At 41.7% G+C, this 24395-nt stretch carries 13 protein-coding genes, 1 tRNA gene and 1 pseudogene; 14 read left to right on the top strand and 1 reads right to left on the bottom strand.

The annotated features are described in order from the left end of the window. Window positions 1-21: 21 nt before the first annotated feature. The 6 genes and pseudogenes from FXV91_RS13630 to FXV91_RS13605 all read left to right on the top strand — a co-directional run. Window positions 22-681, top strand: coding sequence for an HD domain-containing protein (locus FXV91_RS13630; protein ID WP_229391203.1), 660 nt, complete (start codon window positions 22-24; stop codon window positions 679-681). A gap of 331 nt (window positions 682-1012) precedes the next feature. Then, window positions 1013-2311 (top strand): amidohydrolase family protein, encoded by a 1299-nt coding sequence (locus tag FXV91_RS13625; RefSeq protein WP_229391200.1) that lies wholly within the window; start codon window positions 1013-1015, stop codon window positions 2309-2311. A 282-nt stretch (window positions 2312-2593) separates the two neighbouring features. Beyond that, window positions 2594-3829, top strand: coding sequence for an adenosylhomocysteinase (locus tag FXV91_RS13620; protein WP_229391198.1), 1236 nt, complete (start codon window positions 2594-2596; stop codon window positions 3827-3829). 448 nt (window positions 3830-4277) lie between these two features. Beyond that, window positions 4278-8105: a PAS domain S-box protein gene (locus FXV91_RS13615; protein ID WP_229391195.1), complete on the top strand. Its 3828-nt coding sequence runs from the start codon at window positions 4278-4280 to the stop codon at window positions 8103-8105. Between the two features lie 742 nt (window positions 8106-8847). After that, a complete protein-coding gene (locus tag FXV91_RS13610; protein ID WP_229391193.1) occupies window positions 8848-10737 on the top strand; it encodes a PocR ligand-binding domain-containing protein in 1890 nt (629 codons plus the stop codon). A gap of 28 nt (window positions 10738-10765) precedes the next feature. Then, window positions 10766-11983: pseudogene (locus FXV91_RS13605) on the top strand (histidine kinase dimerization/phosphoacceptor domain -containing protein); the annotation flags it as partial. Between the two features lie 564 nt (window positions 11984-12547). On the opposite strand, the gene FXV91_RS13600 reads toward FXV91_RS13605, so the two are convergent. Further along, window positions 12548-12724: a hypothetical protein gene (locus tag FXV91_RS13600; RefSeq protein ID WP_229391190.1), complete on the bottom strand. Its 177-nt coding sequence runs from the start codon at window positions 12722-12724 to the stop codon at window positions 12548-12550. A 225-nt stretch (window positions 12725-12949) separates the two neighbouring features. Between FXV91_RS13600 and FXV91_RS13595 the strand changes: the two genes are divergently transcribed. The 8 genes from FXV91_RS13595 (at window position 12950) to rpoB (ending at window position 24394) form a co-directional block, all read left to right on the top strand. Next, window positions 12950-16594 carry a PAS domain S-box protein gene (locus FXV91_RS13595; protein ID WP_229391184.1) on the top strand — a complete coding sequence of 1215 codons (3645 nt, stop codon included), beginning with the start codon at window positions 12950-12952 and terminating at the stop codon, window positions 16592-16594. Window positions 16595-17038: 444 nt separating this feature from the next. Continuing rightward, window positions 17039-17485 (top strand): response regulator, encoded by a 447-nt coding sequence (locus FXV91_RS13590; RefSeq protein WP_229391183.1) that lies wholly within the window; start codon window positions 17039-17041, stop codon window positions 17483-17485. Window positions 17486-17516: 31 nt separating this feature from the next. Next, entirely contained in the window at window positions 17517-19016 is a 1500-nt protein-coding gene (locus FXV91_RS13585) for a histidine kinase dimerization/phosphoacceptor domain -containing protein (RefSeq protein ID WP_229391181.1), read from the top strand. Window positions 19017-19488: 472 nt separating this feature from the next. Beyond that, window positions 19489-19635, top strand: coding sequence for a hypothetical protein (locus FXV91_RS13580; RefSeq protein ID WP_229391179.1), 147 nt, complete (start codon window positions 19489-19491; stop codon window positions 19633-19635). A gap of 718 nt (window positions 19636-20353) precedes the next feature. Further along, window positions 20354-20430: transfer RNA gene (locus FXV91_RS13575), tRNA-Lys, on the top strand. A 91-nt stretch (window positions 20431-20521) separates the two neighbouring features. Then, entirely contained in the window at window positions 20522-20758 is a 237-nt protein-coding gene (locus tag FXV91_RS13570) for a DNA-directed RNA polymerase subunit H (RefSeq protein WP_229391176.1), read from the top strand. 157 nt (window positions 20759-20915) lie between these two features. Further along, window positions 20916-22565 carry a DNA-directed RNA polymerase subunit B'' gene (locus FXV91_RS13565; RefSeq protein WP_322225160.1) on the top strand — a complete coding sequence of 550 codons (1650 nt, stop codon included), beginning with the start codon at window positions 20916-20918 and terminating at the stop codon, window positions 22563-22565. A gap of 14 nt (window positions 22566-22579) precedes the next feature. Beyond that, the gene (gene rpoB / locus FXV91_RS13560) at window positions 22580-24394 is read left to right on the top strand and encodes a DNA-directed RNA polymerase subunit B (RefSeq protein WP_229391174.1); all 1815 of its coding nucleotides are present in this window, start codon (window positions 22580-22582) and stop codon (window positions 24392-24394) included. The last annotated feature ends 1 nt before the right edge of the window (window position 24395 follow it).

The following is a 24395-nucleotide window of genomic DNA, read 5'->3' as shown; positions in this document are numbered from 1 at the left end:
TATTAAAGGTAGAATATTTACATGGACCTGATAGAAAAAACGAGGGAATTTGCGGCTACTTTTCATGAAGGGGAACCCAGTTCCCATGATATGTCCCATATAACCCGCGTAGAAGCCCTTTGCAGGGAAATCCAGAAAGAAGAAGGAGGAGACCTTTTCACTCTCCGGCTCGCAGCACTTCTTCATGACGTAGGAATTATCAAAGAACATGAGGAGGGAGGAGACCATGCCCTCTACAGTGCGGAGATAGCTTCCGAATTCCTGGGGAAGGCAGGTGTTGAAAAAAGGACTGTTGAGGCTGTTGCATATTGCATCCTGACCCACAGGTTCAGCGGGGGAAAAAGCCCGGAAACAATAGAAGCCAGGATCCTTCAGGATGCCGACAGGCTTGATGCCCTGGGAGCAATTGGAATTTTCAGGTCCATCCTTTCAATGGGGGCTCTAAGGATGTTGAAGCACACGACAGGGATAGATAAAGGAGCTTCAAAAAAGACTGTCTATGTCCAAGACCCTGTTGAAGGTTTTAACGAATACATGCACTACAAGCCTTTTACAATTCCTGAAAAGTTGAATACCGGTGCAGCAAAGAGGATCGCAGAAGAAAGGCTGAAAATAATGCAGCTCTACCTTGAGGCTTTGAACCTTGAAACCGAAGCTGGAAACCGAAGCTGGAAACCATAGTCAGAGGATAGAGGTTCGAGAAGATAGCTAATTTCAATTTTAAGGATTCGGAGCAAAAAAACCTCGATTAGGATCTGGGAAAAAAATCCCAGCACTCTAAAAACCGGACTTTCTTCAGAAATCTGAAAGCTTCATGATTTACCAGCCTGAAACATGTTTAAAGATGATATAAAGACCTGTACTTTATGGGGATTACAGGAGAATCAAGGACAATTCTCAGGACAACTTTTTTTAGGATAACCTCGTAAACTCGTGTTCATCATCTAACAGGTTGCAGTTCAATAAATTTGCAGTCAATAAACTTGCAGTTTAAACTGATGGATATGATCATATGGCTGACATAATCATAAAAAATGCTTACGTTTTAACGATGGATCCTGATGCTGGAGACCTTAAAAATGGGACCGTCGTTATTGAAGACGGAAAGATCACGGAAATTGGGGAAAAAACAAAAGAAAGTGCCGAAATCGTGATTGATGCTAAAGGTTCGGTAGTGATGCCAGGGCTTGTGAACACGCACACCCATGCAGCAATGACCCTTTTCCGGGGTTATGCCGATGACCTTCAGCTTGCGGAGTGGCTTCAGGGACATATCTGGCCTGCCGAAGCCCAGCTGAAGGCAGAAGATGTATACAAAGGAAGCCTGCTTGCATGCCTGGAAATGATCAAATCCGGCACGACATCCTTTGCAGATATGTATTTCTTTATGGACGAGACAGCAAAAGCGGTTGAGGCGTCAGGGCTCCGGGCCTCACTCTCCCATGGCCTGATTGAACTCTGGAATAAAGAAAAAGGAGAAACTGACCTTAAGGAAGGAAAGCGCTTTGTCAGAGCATGGCAGGGAGCAGCAGGGGGCAGAATAAAAACCATGTACGGACCCCATGCCCCGAATACATGCTCGGACGAGTTCCTTGCAAAGGTTAAAGAAGAAGCCCGCAGGGACGGGGCAGGCATCCATATCCATGTCCTGGAAACCGAAGCCGAACTGAATGCAATGAAGGAAAGGTACGGGAAGTGCTCGGTTCATCTGCTCGATGACATAGGGTTTTTCGGACCTGATGTGCTTGCAGCCCACTGTGTATGGCTTTCGGATGGCGATATAGAAGTTTTAAAGGAAAGGGGAGTAAATGTATCTCATAATCCCATAAGCAATATGAAACTTGCATCCGGGATTGCACCTGTGCACAAAATGCTGGAAAGAGGAGTGAATGTCAGCCTTGGGACGGACGGCTGTGCCTCAAACAATAACCTCGATCTGTTTGAAGAGATGAAAACCGCTGCCCTTTTGCATAAAGTGAACACTTTCAGCCCTACTGCCCTCCAGGCTCGCCAGGTACTGAAGATGGCAACTGTTAATGGGGGGAAAGCTCTTGACAAGGAAACCGGCATGCTTAAGGCAGGAAAGAAGGCAGACCTGATCATAGTTGACATGAAAAAACCGCACCTTATCCCATGCTTTGATGTTCCATCCCACCTGGTGTACTCTGCAAGAGGAAGCGATGTCAGGACAACAATTGTAGATGGAAAAATCCTGATGGATAATTACAGAGTTCTCGTGCTGGATGAGGAAAAAGTGATGGAAGAAGCCAAAATGGCCGCAGAAGAGCTTGTAGCAAGGGTAAAAGCCTGAAAAGCATCGCGGCGTATGAAGTAAACGCGTGAAATATTATCATACAGGAATAATAAATACTTGAAAATCGAACTTAACACCGGTCCGCTTTGACTGTCGGCAACCGGAGTTACAGTTTGGGTGAACTCATAGAAACATTTCAAATAATCAAAGTACCATCAATATTCAATCTTTTCATTCAATTATTAGATTCAATAATTCCATTCAATAATTCCATTCAATCATTCAACTCAACCATTAAATTATTTTATTCAATCATTTATCTGATATGACGGGATCACCATGACCGAAAAAGAACTCATAGAATCCGGAAACATGAAAATGGAATGGGCAAGAAGCCACATGCCTGTGCTTGCGATCATCAGGGAGAAGTTTGAGGAAGAAAAACCCCTGAAAGGGCTTAAAGTAGGGATGGCCCTTCACGTAGAAGCAAAAACCGCAGTTCTTGTTGAAACCCTGGCTGCAGGCGGCGCACAGGTTGCAATTTCAGGCTGCAACCCCCTGAGTACACAGGACGATGTGGCAATGGCTCTCGATACCCGGAAAAATATAAGCTGTTTTGCAAGATACGGGTGCTGTACGAGCGAGTATTACGAAGCAATAGATAAAGTCCTTGACATTGAGCCTGACATCACAATCGATGACGGAGCAGACCTTATATTCAAGCTTCACAAAGAAAGGCCACATATGCTTCCGAAGATTCTCGGAGGCTGCGAAGAAACCACCACAGGAGTGCACAGGCTTCATGCCATGGAAAAAGACGGCGCTCTTAAGATGCCTGTGATAGCCGTAAATGATGCCATGACCAAGTACCTTTTTGACAACCGCTACGGGACAGGCCAGTCAGCCTGGGACGGGATAAACAGGACCACAAACCTCCTTGTGGCAGGCAAAAATGTTGTTGTTGCAGGCTACGGCTGGTGCGGGCGCGGGGTTGCAATGCGGGCTGCAGGCCTTGGAGCAAATGTAATCGTCACTGAAATAGACCCCATACGAGCCCTTGAAGCCAGGATGGACGGATACAGGGTTATGAAAATGGCAGATGCTGCGAAAATAGGAGAGATCTTCGTGACTGCCACAGGAAACCGTGATATCCTTACAGCCGATCACTTCAAGGTCATGCAGGACGGGGCAATCCTTGCAAACTCAGGACATTTCAATGTGGAAATCGACATGGAAGCCCTTGCCTCCCTTGCAAAATCAGTCAAAACTGTAAGACACAATATCAAAGAATATGATATCGGAAACAGGCGCATTAACGTAATCGCCGAAGGCAGGCTTGTAAACCTCGCTGCCGGTGACGGGCACCCTGCCGAGGTCATGGATATGAGTTTTGCAAACCAGGCCCTCTGTGTGCGCTATATTGCTGAAAACAAACTTTTGAACGGAGTCCACGGGGTCCCCAGGGAACTTGATACCTACGTGGCAAAACTGAAACTCGAATCGATGGGAATAAGCACAGACGAGCTCACTTCCAAGCAGGAATGCTACATGAGCGGCTGGGAGTGCGGGACATAATTTAGAGAAGAAATAGCAGAGAATATTTTCAGCAAGATCAAACACTGTATGCTTCAGATACTCTTAGTGCGGTAAATATGACTCTATTTCCATTCATGGAAAAGCGAAAATATTTACCCACTTAAATTACAAAATAAAATCAAAAAATAATTAGTTACAAATATACCCTATAGCATCATTTTTACAAATTGCAATCTTATTAAGAGAACACTTAAACCGATAATTCAATTGAGAGAACATTTGTAATACTGTTTTAGTTCACAAAATATCCAAATTGAAGATAAAAGTTACCTTATTTTTTGAGAATGTATAAACTTCTTTTACTGAAAAGGAATTTGTAAATCTATATGCATAAGAATCTGGTGCAAATTTTTAAGTCCAGCCACGAATGCTGAATTGCGGGTCTGAAATGGGATAATGCTGGAATAAGCCCAAAGAAGGGTATGGGATGAAAGGACAGCTGAGAAAGTCTGGGATTGGTATTATTGGAGATGTGTCATGGGGAACTCATTTCTGCCAGTTCTACCAGACAAAAGAAGATTTGATGGAAATATCCGTCCCTTATTTTAAAGCAGGGCTGGAAAATAACGAGCTTTGTGTATGGATCGCATCACAACCTCTCGAAACAGAGGAAGCAAAAGAAGCCCTGGAAAGAGCTGTCCCTGATCTTGGCATTTATCTGGATAGAGGGCAGATCGAAATTATTCCTGAGACTCATTTTTATTTAGAAGAAGGGAATTTCGACCCTGACAGGGTCTTAAATGCAGGGGCTGAAAAGCTCAGTCACGCTATAGCGTGCGGATACAATGGACTAAGGATGAGTGGAAATATTTCCTGGCTGAAGAAAATAGACTGGGACAAATTCACTGGCTACGAAGAAAAAGTAGATAGTGCCATTGGCAACTTCAGGATAATAGCTATGTGTAATTATTCTCTTGAGAAATGTGGCGCAACCGAAATAATTGATGTTGTGGCCAACCATCAATTTACTTTAATTAAAAGAGCAGGGGTATGGGAGCAGATAGAAAGCCCCAAACATAAAAAAACTGAAAAAGCATTGCAGGAGAGCGAGGAAAAATACCGCTACATAGTAGAGACAGCAAACGAAGGTATATGGATATTTGACGCTGAAGCCAGGACTACTTATGTTAATGAAAAAACGGCGGAAATGTTAGGCTACAGACAGGAAGAAATGATTGGCAGATCTTTATGGGACTTTGCCGATGAAGAAGGTAAAGCTATCTTCAAACAGAGTCTGGAAAAGAGGCGGCAGGGTATCAGTGAAGTCTATGAATCCAAATTAATACATAAGGACGGCTCTCCCTTATGGGCACTTATATGTGCTAAAGCTTTATTAAACAAAGACGGCAAGTTTACAGGCTCCCTGGGCATGTTCACCGATATTACCAGACGCAACCAGGAAGAACAACGTATACGCAGGTACAACCATATTCTTGAGGGAATCTACAGGATCTTCAGCAGTGTAGTGCAGACAAAAACAGAAGAGGAACTGGGAAGTGCATGTCTGTCTGTAGCTCTGGAAGTGACAGGCAGCCAGTTTGGCATTATTAATGAAATGGGAGCAGACGGGCTACTTCACGACGTCGCAAAAAGCGAACTGGCATGTGAACAGTGCTTTATGTATGACAGGACAGGGGATAGGCTTCCTTCGAGTGGTTATGCTGTCCATGGTTTATACGGCAGTGTCATTAACAATGAGAAAGGCTTCTTTACCAATGATCCACAGTCACATCCTGACAGTATAGGCGTACCGCCCGGTCATCCACCGCTAGTGTCTTTTCTTGGAGTGCCCCTTATCCAGGACGGAAAAATGGTGGGCCTGATTGCAGTCGCAAACCGTGAAAACGGCTATAGCTGCGAGCAAAAGGAGGATCTCGAAGCTATTGCGCCTGCAGTGACTCAGGTACTGCAGAGGAAAAAGGCGGAAAAGGAAAGAGCGCAGGCTGAAGAAGCCATGATTCGAAGTGAGAATAAGTTCCGTACATTGGCTGAAAATTCTCCTGACCTGATTGCGCGTTTTGACAGACAAAAGCGCCACCTGTATGTTAATCCTGCCAATATAGAACCTTATGGCCTGCCTCCTGAAGAAATCATTGGAAAAACCAATGGTGAACTGGGAATGGATCCAGAACTGGTCGAATTCTGGGAAGAACATTATGAAAATATTTTTACTACCGGAGTTTCTGAAACAATGGACTTCCGTTATACATCACCTGATGGAAAGAAATACTACTTTAATACACAGGTAGTCCCAGAGTTTGTTGATGGCAAAGTAACCTCCGTTCTCGCTATTTCCCACAATATTACAGACATTAAAGAAACAGAAGCTAAGTTAAAAGATACACTCGACAACCTGGAAAACATGGTTAAAGAACGTACCAAAGAGCTTGAAAGGGCTTATAAATTATTGAAAGAAAGTGAAGAAGGGCTTGCTGAAGCCCAAAAAATGGCTCACCTTGGAAGCTGGGACTGGAATTTAACCACTGGCGAACTGTACTGGTCTGATGAAAAATATCGAATTTTTGGATACAGCCCTCAAGAATTTACCCCTACCTACAATAATTTTTTAAGTTATATACATCCGGAAGACCAGGAGTGTGTGAAGAATGCAATCGCAGAGGCATTAAATGGGGAAGCTTACAGCATTGATTACAGGATCATCCGGGTTAACGGGGAAGAACGGGTGGTACACGGACAGGGCGAGGCTATTTTTGATGAAAAGCATAAGCCTGTTCGGATCAGGGGAACGGTTCAGGACATAACAGAACGGAAAAAAACAGAGGAGATGCTGAAGGAAAGCGAGGATAAATTGAAAACTCTTTTCGAGCTCTTGCCTGTTGGGGTTTCGATTATTGATAAAAAGAGAAACTTCCTTGATGCAAACCTTGCCTTAGAAAGAATCCTGGATCTATCCAGGGAGGATCTGTTTAACAGGAATTATAGAGCGCGAAAATATCTCCGATCAGATGGGACAGAAATGCCTTTTGAAGAGTTCCCAAGTGAAAGGGCTCTGGAAGAGAAAGGGTCAGTCCAGAGTTGCGAGATAGGGGTAGTAAAGGAGAACGGCAGTATTATCTGGACGGATGTGAGTGCAACTGTTCTACCTTTTTCAGATGGGCAGGTAGTTATTACCACCAGGGACATCACTGAGAGCAAAAAAGCAAAAGAAAAACTCCAGAAAGCTGAAGAAAAGTACCGGATAGTTACAGAACAGACAGGGCAGCTGGTATACGATTATGATGTGGAGAAAGATGTCGCTGACCTGGCAGGCAATATCGAAGAGGTAACAGGATTTACTCCTTATGAAGTTGGGAGCATTAAACTGAATTTCTGGATTTCCCGTATTCATCCGGAAGATCTGAATAAATTCCTGGAAAATCATAAAAAATATTTCGGGTCAGATGGAGGCTCTTACAGGACAGAATACCGTTTTAGAAAAAAGAATGGGGAGTATATTTATCTTGAAGATAACTGGACTTTCTTCAGAAGCGAAAAAACCAGTGTAAACAGGATTCTTGGGGTAATTAAAGATATTACGGAAAGAAAAAAGGCAGAAGTAACTTTCGCAAACATCGAAACTGCCCGCAAAAAAGAAATTCATCATAGGATCAAGAATAACCTGCAGGTAATTTCTTCCCTGCTGGATTTGCAGGCTGAAAGTTTCAGATTCAGAGAACATGTTGAGGATTCGGAAGTCCTGAACGCTTTCAGGGAAAGCCAGGATAGAGTAGCGTCCATTGCGTTCATCCATGAAGAGCTCCATGAGGGCAGGGGAAACGATACACTGAATTTTTCACCATACCTTTACAGGCTTGTTGAAAACCTTTTCCAGACCTACAATCTTGGAAATGTTAATGTCAGCTTGAACATGGACCTGGAAGAGAACATTTTCTTTGATATGGATACTGCTGTCCCGCTGGGGTTAATTGTGAATGAGCTTGTTTCAAACTCCCTCAAATACGCATTCAGGGGTAAAGATAGAGGAATTATCCGGATCAGGCTAAGCAGGGAAAAAAACAGAGAACTTATAAGTGACAATCGTGGAAGTAAAGAAGAAGGTGACAATAGAAGTTTTATCTTAACGGTTTCGGACAATGGGATAGGTATGCCTGAAGGCTTCAGCATGGAAAATTCTGATACTCTGGGCATACAGCTGGTTACCACCCTTATAAACCAGCTAGAAGGCGAACTTGAATTGAAAAAAGACTCTGGAGCCGAATTCAATATAAGGTTCGCAACATCTGAAAAGAAGTAATGGGCTCCCTCAGACAAAGAGCTTTCCAGAGGGCTTATTCTCCTTATAAGAGGATTCATTCCCCTTATAAGAGGATTTATTCCCCTTATAAGAGGATTCATTCCCCTTATAAGAGGATTTATTCCCCTTATAAGAGGATTCATTCCCCTTATAAGAGGATTTATTCCCCTTATAAGAGGATTTATTATCCTTATATTTCATATGTTGAATCCGGAAAGGAAAAGAATTTCGAAACCCACACCCGAACGGAAATGATATATGAAAGGCCGGAGCGCGGGACATAATTTTGAAAAAAAGCAGCAGAGGATAATTTCAGTAATTTCTAAACCCCGCATTCTTCTGGATTTTTAGTGTGGTAAATATAACTCAATTTCAATTCATGGAAAAGTGAAAATATTTACCCGCTTAAACTGTAAATAAGACAAAAAATAACCAAAGACAAAAAATAACCAGTTACTAATACTTATAATATCATTTTTTACAGGCTGGGAATTCCTATTAAGAAATTATTTAGGCTAACAATCCCTTTTGATAGACAGTTATAATTTATTTTATTCACAAAAACCTAACAGCTTATAAGGTCACCTTACTTTTTTTAATATATCCAGGCTTCTTTTTACGGGAAAGAAATTCGCATAAAACCATAAACATAAGAACCTGGTACACGTTTTAAGTTCAGTAATAAATTATTATAGAATATGCGTTTGAAAACAGGATGGTATAAGCCCGAAGAAGGTATGGGATGAAAGGACAGCTAAGAAAGTCTGGGATTGATATTATTGGAGATGTGCCATGGGGAACCCACTTCTGCCAGTTCTACCAGACAAAAGAAGATTTGATAGAAATAATCGTCCCTTATTTCAAAGCAGGGCTGGAAAATAACGAGTTATGTCTGTGGGTCACTTCAGAACCTCTGAAAACAAATGAGGCAAAAGAGGCCCTCGAAAGAGCTGTCCCTGATCTTAAGATTTATCTGGATAGAGGGCAGATCGAAATTATTCCTGAGACTCATTTTTATTTAGAAGAAGGGAATTTCGACCCTGACAGGGTCTTAAATGCAGGGGCTGAAAAGCTCAGTCACGCTATAGCGTGCGGATACAATGGACTAAGGATGAGTGGAAATATTTCCTGGCTGAAGAAAATAGACTGGGACAAATTCACTGGCTACGAAGAAAAAGTAGATAGTGCCATTGGCAACTTCAGGATAATAGCCCTGTGCAGCTATTTTCTGGAGAAATGTAGCGCAACAGAAATAATCGATGTTGTTGCCAACCATCAATTTACTTTAATTAAGAGAGCAGGGGTATGGGAGCAAATAGAAAGCCCCAAACGCAGAAAGGCAGAAGAGGCAGCTCTTCAAGCCGCAAAAAATTGGGATTACACATTTGATGCTGTGCCTGACCTTATAGCCATAATTGATACTGAATACCGGATTGTCCGCGTAAACAGGGCAATGGCGTCAAGATTGGGCACAACGCCAGAGAAGTGTACAGGTTTAACCTGTTATCGTGTTATCCATGGGACAGACGAAACTCCCTCTTTTTGTCCGCACAGGCAGCTACTTATGGATGGGCTTGAGCACAGTACAGAGATTTATGAAGAGAGTCTGAACGGGTGTTTTTTAGTAAGCGTCTCACCGCTCCATGACTCAAAGGGACAACTTATTGGGAGTATACATGTTGGCCGTGATATCACTGAGCGGAAAAGGGCTGAGGATGCACTCCGTCAGAGTGAACAGCGCGTCAGGCTAAAGTTGGAGAAAATTCTCTCACCTGTCAGTGAGACGGATAACTTCGAGCTTGCTGAGGTTGTCGATGTCCCGGCGATTCAGTCTCTCATAGACGGTTTTTATAAGCTTACTCAAGTTCCCGTAGGTCTGAACGATCTTAAAGGCAATGTTCTGGCACGTGTCGGATGGCAGGATATCTGCACAAGATTTCATAGAGTCCACCCCGAAACCTGCAGGCACTGTATAGAAAGCGATATAGAGCTATCTAAGGGCATTTCTCCGGGAGAGTTTAAGCTGTACAGGTGCAGGAACAAAATGTGGGACATAGCTACCCCAGTTATGGTGGCAGGTCAGCAAGTCGGCAGCATCTTTTCAGGGCAGTTTTTTTTTGAGGGCGAGCCTCTGGACTATGAGATTTTCCGATCACAGGCAAGACAATATGGCTTCAATGAGGATAAATACATAGCAGCGCTTGAGAAAGTTCCGAGGCTAAGCAGGGAGACTGTGGATATAAGCATGGCTTTCTTGATGGGGTTTGCAAACATACTCTCGCAACTAAGCTATAGCAATATCAAACTGGCCCATTCGCTGGCGGAACGAGACACCCTGGTGTATGCATTGAGGGAAAGTGAGAACAAATTCCGCACACTGGCTGAAAATTCTCCTGATATAATCAGCCGATTTGATAGACAAAACCGCCACATATATGCTAATCCCGCTGCTGCGGGACCTTATGGCCGATCTCCAGAAGGAATTATCGGGAAAACTCATAGCGAACTGGAAATGGATCCCGAGAAAGTAAAGTTCTGGGAATATCACCATGAAAAGGTCTTTGCCACAGGAAAACTCGAAACAATGGAATTCGAATACATATCGTCTCAAGGAAAAAAAATACTACTTTAATACACAGGTAGTACCCGAGTTTGTTGATGGTAAAGTGTCATCTGTTCTTGCTATTTCCCACGATATAACGGATATAAAAGAAGCAGAATCCCAGTTGAAAGATACTCTGGATAACCTGGAAGATCTGGTTAAAGAGCGCACAGCAGAACTTGAGAAAGCATATAAATCATTGAAAGAAAACGAGAAAGGTCTTGCTGAAGCTCAAAAAATGGCTCATATCGGGAACTGGGAATGGGATATTGCATCTGATAAAACATACTGGTCTGAGGAAATGTATCGTATTTTCGGAAGAGATTCTAAAAAAGCAGCACCCTCTTACAATGAATATTTATGTTACATACATCCCGATGATCGAGACTACTATTGTGATGCCATTAAAAAAGCTGTAAAAGGAAAACCATTTGGTGTCGACTACAGGATTGTCCTGGCTAGCGGAGAAGAGCGTATAGTCCACTTAACATCTGAATTTGTTCTGGAGAATAAAAATATCCCTGTTCGAATAAAGGGGGTAGTTCAGGATATTACTGAGCGTAAAAAAGCTGAAAAAGCTCTGGAAAACTTTGAGATTGCCCGTAAAAAGGAAATTCATCACAGGATTAAGAATAATCTGCAAGTAATTTCGTCCCTGCTTGACCTCCAGGCTGATAAGTTCAGAGGTAGGAAATACGTTGGGGATTCGGAAGTTTTCAATGCTTTCAGAGAAAGTCAGGACAGAGTAATATCCATTGCCCTGATCCATGAAGAGCTGCATGAAGGTGGAAGAACCGACACATTGAATTTTTCGCCATACCTTCAGAGACTTGTTGAAAACCTTTTCCAGACTTATACTATCGGAAATGCTGATATTAGTTTAAAAGTCGATCTGGAGGAGGATACTTTCTTTGATATGGATACTGCCGTCCCACTGGGATTAATTGTGAATGAACTTGTTTCAAACTCCCTCAAGTACGCATTCCGGGGTAGAGATAAAGGAGTTATTCAAATAAAACTGAGCAGGGGAAAAAACAGAGAAACTGTAGGCTGCAGAGATGGAAGCAAAGATAAGAGACGTGAGAATAAGAGTTTTATCTTAACGGTTTCGGACAATGGAGCCGGTATACCTGAGAGTTTCAGTGTGGAAACCTCAAGTACACTTGGCATACAACTGGTAGCCGCTCTTGTAGACCAGCTAGATGGCGAACTTGAATTAAGAAAAGATTCTGGAGCTGAATTCATCATAAGGTTCGCAGTACCAGAGGAAAAATAAGGGAAATTCTCAGGCAAAAAGCCCTTCCAGGGGTTTTATTCTTTTATAATTTCATACGCTGATTCCAGAAAGAAAAAAACTTCAGAACTCACATACAGACAGGAATGCTATATGAGCGGTGGGAGTGAGGACGTGATCAGAAAAGAAACAAAAATGACAATTTTTCAGTAAGCTGAAACTCTCGACCCTATATAACTGCAGTAAACATGGAATTGCTTTCCATTTTTGAGGAAGTAAGAATATTTGCTGCACCTAATTTTTAATAGTTTTGGGTGAAAGCTAAACGCTTCCAATTATTATAATAAGTGATTTATATGTTAGCTATTCATGCTAAAGAGCATAACTGAGATATGATTTCTTTTACAAACACTTAAATAAGAAATAGATTTCTTATTTTTTAGAAATATTAAAATTCACTTTCCTTGAAAGTGAACTTGCTCAAAATAACAAATATAGAAATAACTATAGAAATACATTATAGGAAGTCGTAATATATTCCTGAGAACCTGCCATAAAGAGCTGTGGAACTTGCATAGAGAATAAGAGGTTTGAGGCTCTGCAGCCCTAATTGCACCTTGGGACCAGAAAAATCATAGATTTTTCGTTTAGCCTCACTGCACATTCACAACAGCACGCTACCTCTCTAACCGAACTCGAGATAACTGATACGCAGAGCTGCAGTTTTCCGTACCGTCCGTATTTTCCGTGCTCTCCAAGGTTTGCACCTTTATTTATATGCATAGTGGCGGACAGAACTGACATTGTGAACTTTTGCCAGTCTGGTTGTGTGTTTCCTGAAAAAAATAAGTATAAATATCATTCATAATACGGCAAAGAGCTGAAAAAAATTCTGATTTAGAGAAGAGAAATCAGCAGCAGCCTCCTAAATATTATTTTTTAAGTCACTCTTAATGTATAGAGAAATGTGGAATGGAAGAAAAAATTAGGAAAACTGGGGAAAGAAAAATGAGAACATCCGGTATTGATATTATTGGGGATCTTCCCTGGGGGACGCACTTCTGCCAGTTCTACCAGACAAAAGAAGATTTAACGGACGTGCTTGTCCCTTACTTCAGAGCAGGACTGGAAAATAACGAATTTTGCATGTGGGTCACATCACAGCCACTCGGTGTAGAAGAGGCAAAAGAAGCCCTTAGAAAGGGAATTCCTGATTTTGATTTTTATATACAGAAAGGGCAGATTGAAATTATTCCCTACACTCACTGGTACGTAAAAGAAGGTATATTTGACTCAGAGAGAGTTTTAAACGGCTGGGTTGAAAAACTCAACAATGCACGTGCCAATGGATATGATGGGTTAAGGTTGAGCGGGAACACTTTCTGGCTGGAAAAAAAGGATTGGAATAATTTCGTTGATTATGAAGAAGAAGTGGACAGCGTCCTTGGTAACTACCGGATGATAGCTCTCTGCACCTATTGTCTTGACAGGTGCAACGCAACAGAGATAATCGACGTGGTCAACAATCATCAATTTGCTTTGATTAAAAGGGATGGGAAATGGGAGCAGATAGAGAGCTCCAAACGCAAGAAAGCAGAAGAAGCCGCTCTTCAAGCCGCAAAAGATTGGGAATATACTTTTGATGCTGTGCCAGATCTGATAGCCATAATCGACGATAAATATAGAGTTGTTCGTGCAAACAGAGCCATGGCGGCAAGATTGGGAGTGACACCAGAAGAGTGTGTAGGGTTGACATGTTATAGTGTTGTCCATGGAACCAACGAGCCCCCTTCTTTTTGCCCGCAAAGACAGTTGCTTAAGGATGGGCTTGAACACAGCACAGAAATCTGCGAGGACTGCCTGGGGGGTTATTTCTTAGTAAGCGTCTCGCCACTTCACGATTCAAAAGGAAACCTTATCGGGAGTGTGCACGTTGCCCGTGATATCAACGAGCGCAAGCAGACTGAAGAGAAATTGATCAGGAGAGAAAATGAATTCCGTGCATTGGCTGAAAATTCTCCTGACGTAATTGCCCGTTTTGACAGACAGAATCATCATTTATATGTTAACCCTGCAGCTGCGGAACCTTACGGGCACCCTCAGGAAGAAATCATTGGGAAAACTCATAGTGAGCTGGGCATGGACCCTGAAAAGGTAAAGTTCTGGGAAAAACACCACCAGAAAGTTTTTACCACCGGAAAACCCGAAACAATGGAGTTCCGGTACATATCACCTCAGGGGAAAGAACACTATTTCAATACACGAATAGTACCCGAATTTGTTGACGGCGAAGTTACCTCTGTTCTTGCGATTTCCCGTGACATTACAGACATAAAAACAGCAGAGGCCAAGTTGAAAGGAGCACGTGACAATCTAAAAAAATTAGTCGAAAAAAGAACAATGAAGCTCAGGAAAGCTTACAGGTTATTGAAAGAAAGTGAAAAAGGTCTTGCTGAAGCTCAAAAAATGGCTCACCTTGGAAACTGGGATTGGAATATTGTAACTAACGGGTTATACTGGTCTGATGAAATCTATCGTATTTTTGGACGCACCCCTCAGGAATTCGACGCGACTTACAATGCATTTTTAAGTTATATACATCCGGACGATCGAGAGTATGTGGATAATGCGGTAAAAGAAGCTTTAAATGGAAAAACCTACAGCGTTGACCATCGGATTATTCTAGCTGACGGGGAAGAACGCATAGTACACGAGCAGGCAGAAGTGATTTTTGATGAGGATAATATCCCTATTCAAATGAAAGGGACAGTTCAGGATATTACTGAGCGTAAAAAAACTGAAAAAGCGTTAGAAGTTGCAAGTAAATATAATCGTACTCTGATCGAAGCCAGCGTAGATCCTCTCGTTACAATCGGGTCTGACGGAAAAATAACCGATGTTAACCACTCTACAGAAATAGCCACCGGTTACTCCCGAGATGAATTAATAGGCACCGACTTCTCAGACTACTTTACTAAGCCTGAGAAGGCCAGAGAAGGTTATAAACGTGTGTTTGAAAAAGGATTGGTGCGGGATTATCCATTAGAAATTCGACGTAAAGATGGACATATAACACCTGTTCTGTATAATGCGTCTGTTTATCGGGATGAAGCTGGAGAAGTTATTGGTGTTTTTGCCGCAGCGCGTGATATAACTGAACTTAAGAGAGCAGAAGAGAAAATTCAGATACTTGCGAATGCTGTAGAATCATCAGACGATGCCATTATAACTATGTCTCTAGACGGCATTATTATTAGCTGGAATAACGGGGCAGAACAAGTCTATGGGTATTCCGTTGAAGAAATGCTGGGAAGAAACATATCAATACTTGAACTTAATAATCACAAAGGAGAAATAAAACAGTTAATTGAAAGGATTAAGCAAGGAGAAGGAATCCGCCACTACGAAACTTTGAGGTTAAAAAAGGACAGCACGATAATAAACGTCTCAATAACTCTTTCTTCGGTTTTTGATTCATCTGGGAAGCTTGCGGCTCTCTCAGCTATTGCCAGAGATATTACTGAAAGCAGGAAGTCAGAAGAAGCTTTGAGGTTATCAAATATTTATAACCGTAGTCTGATCGAAGCCAGTTTGGACCCTCTGGTAACCATTGGTCCTGATGGAAAAATTACTGATGTAAACGAAGCTACAGAACTCGTTACTGGTTATTTACGGGATGAACTAATTGGTACCGATTTCACGGACTATTTCATAGATCCTGAGAAAGCCAGAGAAGGATATAAACACGTATTCCAGGAAGGACTGGTGCGGGATTATGCGCTTGAAATCCAGTGCAGAGACGGACATATAACACCTGTTTTATATAACGCTTCTGTTTATCGGGATGAGTCTGGTGAGATTATTGGTATTTTTGCAGCTGCACGTGATATTACTGAGCTAAAAAAGGCAGAAAGAATGTTAGAATTGAAATTAGAAGAGCTTGCCCGATCAAACGCAGATTTGGAACAATTTGCTTACGTATCATCCCATGATTTACAAGAGCCCTTGAGAATGATAGCAAGTTATCTACAGCTTTTACAAAGAAAATATCAGGGAGAACTGGATGATAAGGCTGATAAATACATCTATTTTGCTGTGGACGGAGCCTCACGTATGCAGAACCTGATAAATGATCTTTTGGAATTTTCCCGCGTAACCACCAAAGCAAGAGAATTCGAGCTTACTGATTGCGAATTCGTTTTAAATCAAGTACTATCTGATTTAGAGGCGCCTATAAAAGAAAGCAGAGTTGCTATATCTTATGATCCTTTACCCGAGATAATGGCAGATTATATTCAGGTGACTCAGGTATTTCAGAATCTGATCAGCAACGCAATAAAATTCTGCAGTAAAGAAGCACCAAAAATCCATGTTTCCGCAGTGAAAGAAAGTAGTCAGTGGTTATTTTCAGTGCAGGATAATGGAATTGGAATCGATCCTAAATACTCGGAGAGAATCTTTGAAGTTTTTAAAAGACTGAATAAAAGGGAAGAGTATCCAGGAACAGGAATAGGGCTTTCAATTTGCAAAAAAATCGTAGAAAGACATGGAGGATACATATGGGTAGAATCTGAATTGGGCAAAGGTTCAACCTTTTACTTTACTTTACCAATCAACTTTAAAGAATCTCATAACCTAACTTTAAATACTTAAGAAAAATTATTATTATTATTATTATTATTATTATTATTATTATTATTATTATTATTATTATTATTATTATTATTATTATTATTATTATTATTATTATTAKTAKTAGTAGTAGTAGTAGTAGTAGTAGTAGTAGTACCACTATTAGTATTATTACTACCACTATTAGTATTATTACTATTATTACTATTAGTGTTATTATTAATATTCTGTAAAAGGTAAATTAAGAAAACGGATGAATAAAGAGCGTGACAGATCGAAATACTAACCCCCCTAATCCTCTATGAGGCAGAACAAAAACTGATATTGAACGCTCTTAAGAAGAACAATAAAGGTAAAGTTTTATGGTCAAAAGCCTGGTTTAGAAGGTTTAATCCAAGTTCTGATTGATTTTATAAAAAATTCAAGATTTTATTTTATAACTAATCAACTAAGGAAGTCTCACAAATGAGAACAAAAATAGCAGCTAAACCAATCGAAATTCTTTTAGTAGAAGACAGTAAAGGCGATATTGGATTAATTGAAGAAGTCTTCGAAGAGGCAAAAATTAGAAATAATCTTCACATTGCAGAGGATGGAGAAGAGGCAATTTTATTTTTAAATAATGAAGGACAGTTTTCAGATGCCCCACGCCCGGATATAATTCTTCTGGATTTGAATTTGCCTAAAAAAGATGGACGCGAAGTTCTTGAGGAAGTGAAGGGAGACGATAACCTTAAAAATATACCAATAGTGGTTTTAACCACTTCGAAAGCTGAAGAGGACATACTCAGATCTTATAATCTTCATGCCAATGCATATATTACTAAACCTGTTAACTTTGATCAATTTATAAAGGTAGTTAAATCCATAGAAGACTTCTGGCTTGAAGTTGTGAAACTACCATCGAAATAAGATCGATGCAACCCGGATAGGACGGTTTGGTATGAATAAAAAGGTTGAAATACTGCTTTTCGAGGATAATCCCGGGGATGCCAATCTAATAAAAGAGTTACTCGAGGATTTCGCTGATTTCACATTTGAACTTGAAAATATCGAAACCCTTAATGAGGGTCTGAACCTTCTTAAAGAGCGTCCGTTTGATGTTATACTATCAGATCTGGGATTGCCAGATAGCGATGGTATCGACACTTTTCTTGATATTCATGCAGTAAACCCACGAATTCCCATAATAATTTTAACTGGCATGAATGATGAAAAAACTGGAATTGATGCTGTAAAGGAAGGTGCCCAGGATTATTTAGTCAAGGCACAGGTAGATGGCAGACTATTGAACCGTTCTATCCAGTACTCCATTGAACGTAAAAGAGCAGAAGAAGAACGTCAGAAAAGTGAGGAAAGGTACCGAATCGTTACAGAACAAACAGGTCAGCTCATATACGAGTACGATATCGAAGAAAATCAAATTTACTGGGCAGGCGCAATAGAAAAGGTTACAGGATATACTCAGAAAGAATTACTGAACATCGGAGTTGACCTATGGATAAATAATGTCCATCCTGATGATCGAAGAAAAGTGTGGAATCAAAAGATAGCAGACTGCGCCCGATATATAACAAATACTGAAAATAAGAAAGATTTTCAGATAGAGTATCGTTTTAAACGGAAAGATGAAAATTATATCTATATCGAAGATCACGGAGTCTGCCTTCAAAAAGGAAATTATCTCGTAAACAAAGTCCTTGGGACAATGAAGGATATAACAGAGAGAAAAAAAGCCGAAAATGTCCTGAAGAAAATTGAAGATGCCCGTAAAAAAGAAATTCACCACAGAATTAAAAATAACCTGCAGGTAATCTCATCTCTGCTCGACCTTCAGGCTGAAAAAATCGCTGGCAGCGAAGTCTATAACACTTCAAAGGTCCTCGCAGCCTTCAGAGACAGCCAGAATCGAGTTATTTCTATGGCTTTGATCCATGAAGAGCTGTACGGATCCAGAGAAGCCAGTACTCTTGATTTCGCAGTGTACCTGCATAAACTGACAGAAGATCTTTTCAGATGCTATAATGTTGGAGCCTCTGGAGCCCACATGCTTCTGGAAATAGAGGAAAAAACTTTTTTTGACATGGATACTGCAGTTCCATTAGGAATGATTGTTAATGAACTCGTTTCAAATTCCCTCAAACATGCATTTCCGGAGAAGAAAGCAGGAGAGGTTCAGGTTAAACTGTGCAGAGAAAGAAACGGAGAATATGAAAGCTGCAGAATTGGAAGCCAAGATGGAGAGTGTAAGAGTAACAGTTATATTCTAACCGTTTCGGACAACGGAGTGGGTATTCCCGAAAACGTTAATCTAGAAGACTCTGACACTCTTGGGATACAGCTGGTAACAATCCTCGCAGACCAGTTAGAAGGCAAACTTGAACTGAATAGGGATTATGGAACGGAATTCTGTATAAAATTTGCAATCGAAGAAAAGCAGTAAAAAATTTATTATAAGAAAAATTGTTTACCTGCGTCTTTTCATATTACACTGTTCTAAGATCAATAAGTTTCCTGCTTTTTAGGAGTAAGTTCCTTCTCAACAACACCCTGTTGATACTTGACCGAAATTAGGTATTAATTTTAGTTTTACTGATTAATTTTAGGCTCATTGATTAATTTTAGGCTTATTGACTAATTTTCAGTTTCATTGATTAGTTTTTAGTTTCACTGCATAATATTCATTAATTCACTTTTGCGTTTTCATGTAACGCCCTTCGACCGTGGATATTCTTTTCAAGCGCATAAAACAAATATCTAAAGACAAGGCAGATTATCAGATTCATTATAACTACAAAAACACTGCCTAACTGAAAATGAACTATCCAGAAATATAACATCTGAGTTAAAAATACGTTCCATGAAACCTTTCACATTTCTGCAACTTTGATAACACAGGTCCTGGTTTTTCTGAAATGGCATTCCAGCAACAAATAGAGAAGCTGTACAGAAATAAGCTGGGGTCTGGTAAGGGGCTTCCAAAAGCCAGGTCCGAATGCATTGTACCCAGGATGTACAGGGCATACATAGCCAGAAACAAACATAAAGAGAGGCTTACCTGATCAATATGGAAACCTCCATATATTGAAGTAAGACATGAAGGAGATAATGTATGCATGGTTAACTGAAGTTATAGCTAATCCTTTGAGAGTATCAATTCTACTATCTCTCACTTTAAGATAGCCTTATGAAAATTAGCATCAGATGATTATAAATATAATTATAGAGCTTTTTATAGAGCTTTTGGAAAAAATGGAGAGCTCCGCCACAGTAGTTATTAAGGTTCCAAGGAATTCTAAATTAAAGATTCTAAATTGAATTAAAGAATCTAAATTGGATTAAAGATTTTAAATTGGATTAGAGATTTTAAATAGGATAATACATTTGATTAATTGATGCTTCCTTTCTGGAGGGGACTGTCGGGAAAGCGGCAAGTTATTTAAAATCGGGGCAAAATTTTCCGTTTACCCGAATATATGGAGGAATAATTCAGTTTTTGGCCTTACTTTTAAAAAAATGAAAATTCTCGTACATATAACTTTCTGGCAAAATCAGAAAGATATTTGTATTAATTCAACACTTAATAAATAAATTTAGATCAGTATTTAAGAGGCATGAGCAAAAAAAGTAAACTCACCATAAGTTATAAATAGTATAGCTATAATTAGAGGGTTGCACCGGTGAAAGAGGTGCTCCCTGATGCAGCGGGGCAGCAGGGTGGCATGCTAAAAAATTAGCCTTCAGTGGTGCAAAATACAGAGGTGGAGAGATAAACAAACTGGGCCCGTAGCTCAGTCAGGCAGAGCGACTGGCTTTTAACCAGTCGGCCTAGGGTTCAAATCCCTACGGGCCCGCCATGTTCTTATTACAACTACAACCGGCGGATAGGCCATCCGCAGGAAATGTCCAGCAAGTTTTTTGAGATGCTTTATTTTTGGAGGAAAGGATTTGACAAAGTTCAGCCTGCTCGACCATGATTCAGTCCCTAAACATGAAATAATTGCAGAGGGCGAATTAAAGTCTGTTTTAAGCAAATATTCAATTGAAAAGGAACAGCTTCCGAAAATTAAAGTACAGGATCCTGTTAGTAAAGAAATAGGAGCTGTCGTCGGAGATGTTGTGAAAATCACAAGAAAAAGTCAAACTGCAGGGGAGGCAGACTATTACAGACTTGTGATTGAGTAAGCGCGGGGGAGATTAAACCGCTTGCATGATCACATTTTTTTTCACTGAACATCTTTTTGAATCCCATGCACCATCGTACGGAAAGATTCAACGACTGCATAAAGATCTTAGGATCATAGTTTATTGATTTTCATTTTAACAAAGCAAAGAGGGTGCTATCATCGCGTTAGAAAGCAGTATACTGTCGCAGGCTTATTTTACACGGGACAAGATAGTGCAGCACCATATAGACTCGTTTAACAAGTTTATAGATTATGGGCTGCAAAAGATCATAGACGAACAGAGGATAATAGAAACCGACATTGAGGATACCTATCTCAAACTCGGCAAGATCCGGGTAGAGCATCCAGTGGTAAAGGAGGCAGACGGGGCAATTGAAAAACTTTACCCCAACGAAGGGAGGCTCAGAAACCTTTCGTACTCAGGCCCCCTCTACCTGGAGATGAGTGTCGTAAAAGAAGGGATAGAGTCCGAAGTAATGGAAGCAAAGATCGGGCAGCTTCCGGTTATGGTCAAATCCAAAATCTGTAACCTTTTAGGGCTTAGCGAGACCGAGAAAGTTCGCTATGGAGAAGACCCTCTGGATCCCGGGGGATATTTCATTATCGGAGGCACTGAAAGGGTAGTCATGACCCTTGAAGACCTTGCGCCTAACAAAATCCTTGTTGAGTACGGAGAACGTTACGGTGATTCTATAGAGGTTGCAAAGGTATTCTCCCAGAAAAGAGGATACAGGGCACTTGTAATTGTAGAAAGAGGAAGAAAGTCCCTGCTTGAGGTGTCTTTCCCTTCAATATCCGGTAGAGTGTTCTTTATTACACTTATGAGGGCTCTCGGGATAGTAACTGACGAAGATATCGTAAACGCAGTTTCAAGTGATCCCGAAATTATCAAGTTCATGCTGGAAAACCTTGAAGAAGCCGAAGTAGAAACCCAGGAAGAAGCGATCGAGAAGATTGGAGCAAGGGTTGCTGCAGGGCAGGCCAAGGAATACCAGATAAAAAGAGCAAACTACGTTATTGACAGGTATCTTTTCCCTCACCTCGGAAACGACATTAAAGACAGAATCTCAAAAGCCCATTTCCTGGCACGAATGGCTGAATCCTGTTTTGAGCTTGCACTTGGAAAGCGTACCGAGGACGACAAAGACCACTATGCAAACAAGAGGCTGAAACTCGCAGGTGACCTGATGGAAGACCTCTTCAGGGTATCCTTCAACCGGCTGGCAAGGGACATAAAGTACCAGCTCGAACGTGCAAACATGAGAAACAGAGAACTTAATGTTGCCACAATCGTAAGAGCAGATGTCCTGACTGACCGCCTTCAGCACCCTCTGGCAACAGGAAACTGGGTTGGAGGAAGGACCGGTGTTTCCCAGCTTCTTGACCGGAACGATTACATCTCAACCCTTTCCCACCTGCGCCGCGTAATTTCGCCGCTTTCTCGTGCCCAGCCTCACTTCGAAGCCCGTGACCTGCACGCAACTCAATGGGGACGGCTCTGTCCTTCCGAGACTCCTGAAGGTCCCAATTGTGGTCTCGTGAAAAACTTTGCCGAGATGGTAGAACTCTCAACCGGGATAGAGGAAATAGAGAGCATAAAGAAAATACTATACGACGTTAATGTCGAAAAGGTAGTTGTAAAGGTGCCCGAGATACCGGCAAGGATAAAGGAAATCCTGCTCGATGAATTCGGTGAAGAGATAGTTGAAGAGTTTGAAGAAACTCCGGAAGTAGAAACCAAATACAAAGATGATGACTTCTACGATTATTCAGATATGGACGACTCCGGATCGTTCGGTGACTGAGGGGTTGATGTCAGATGACTAAAGCAAAAGTATTCGTAAACGGAGAGCTCGTCGGGACCCATGACAACCCTGCGGAACTTGTAGGAGAGCTCCGAAAAATGAGGCGGCAGGGATTCATATCCAGGCAGGTCAACATAGCTCTTAACGATAACACCAGGGAAGTAATTATAAACTCCGATATGGGAAGGGCAAGAAGGCCTCTCGTAGTTGTAGAAAATGGAGCCCTGAAGGTAACTGAAGAGCATATACAGAAACTGAAGAACAAAGAAATCGTCTATGACGACCTCGTGAAAGAAGGCTGTGTGGAGTATCTGGACGCAGAAGAAGAAGAAAACGCTTATATTGCACTCTATGAGGCTGATATTACCACCAAGCACACCCATATGGAGATAGACCCCGAACTTATGCTCGGCATCTGTACCGGGATGGTCCCATATCCTGAACACAATGCATCTCCGCGTAACACCATGGGTGCAGCTATGATTAAACAGTGTATCGGAGTCTCCACAGCAAACCAGAAACTAAGACCTGATACCCGTGCCCATGTCCTCCACTACCCACAGAAAGCGCTTACAAGGACAAGGACATCCGAAGCAATTGGTTTTGATGACAGGCCTGCAGGCCAGAACTTTGTGGTTGCAATTTTGTCATACGAAGGATATAACATTGAAGACGCTCTGATCTTCAATAAGGGTTCAATCGAGAGAGGGCTCGGAAGAAGCCATTTCCTCAGGACTTTTGAAGGGGAAGAAAGGAGATATCCTGGTGGGCAGGAAGACAAGTTCGAGATTCCTGACTCCGAATACCGTGGAGCACGCAGTGCTGATGCGTATGCGAATCTTGACATAGACGGGCTTGTAAACCCTGAAACCGTCGTCGGTCCCAACGATGTACTTATAGGAAAGACCAGTCCTCCGAGATTCCTGGAAGAGCCTTCAGACTTCGGGATTGCAGTTGAACAGAGGAGAGAAAGCTCTGTTACCATGCGGTCGAACGAAACAGGAATTGTGGACACTGTCATTCTTACAGAATCCATTAACGGAACCCGCCTTGCAAAGGTAAAGGTAAGGGATGAAAGGATCCCGGACATAGGAGACAAGTTCGCTTCCAGACACGGGCAAAAAGGTGTTATTGGTTTAAAAGTCCCTATTGCCGACATGCCGTTTACGGAATCAGGCCTGACTCCTGACCTGATGATTAACCCGCATGCAATCCCTTCACGTATGACTGTAGGGCACGTCCTGGAAATGATTGGTGGGAAAGTGGGTTCCATGGAAGGCAGAAGAGTAAATGCAACAGCCTTCTCCGGAGAAAACGAAGACGACCTTAGAGAAGACCTGAAAAAGCACGGCTTTGCCCACACAGGAAAAGAGGTTTTCTACGACGGAGCAACAGGCAGGATGATCCCTGCAGATGTCTTTGTTGGTGTGATCCTTTACCAGAAACTGCACCACATGGTCACCTCCAAGATGCATGCCAGGTCCCGCGGGCCTGTACAGGTGCTCACCCGCCAGCCGACCGAAGGTCGAGCAAGGGAGGGTGGTCTCAGGTTCGGTGAAATGGAGCGTGACGTGCTTGTAGGGCACGGAGCTGCCATGTCCTTAAAAGAAAGATTGCTGGACGAATCTGACAAAGTAGTAGAACTCGTCTGCTCGCACTGTGGAATGATCGCAACGTATGATAAGCAGAGGAACGTCTCTTTCTGTTCAGCCTGCGGTGCTGATACGGATATATACCCCGTGGAAATGAGTTACGCGTTCAAGCTGTTACTGGACGAGATTAAGTCCCTCGGGGTTGCCCCCAGACTTAACCTTGAAGATGCTGTATAAA

The organism is Methanosarcina sp. DH2 (assembly GCF_020804225.1).
In the GTDB taxonomy this organism is placed as follows: Archaea; Halobacteriota; Methanosarcinia; order Methanosarcinales; family Methanosarcinaceae; genus Methanosarcina.
This window is presented reverse-complemented; position numbering and strand designations above follow the sequence as displayed.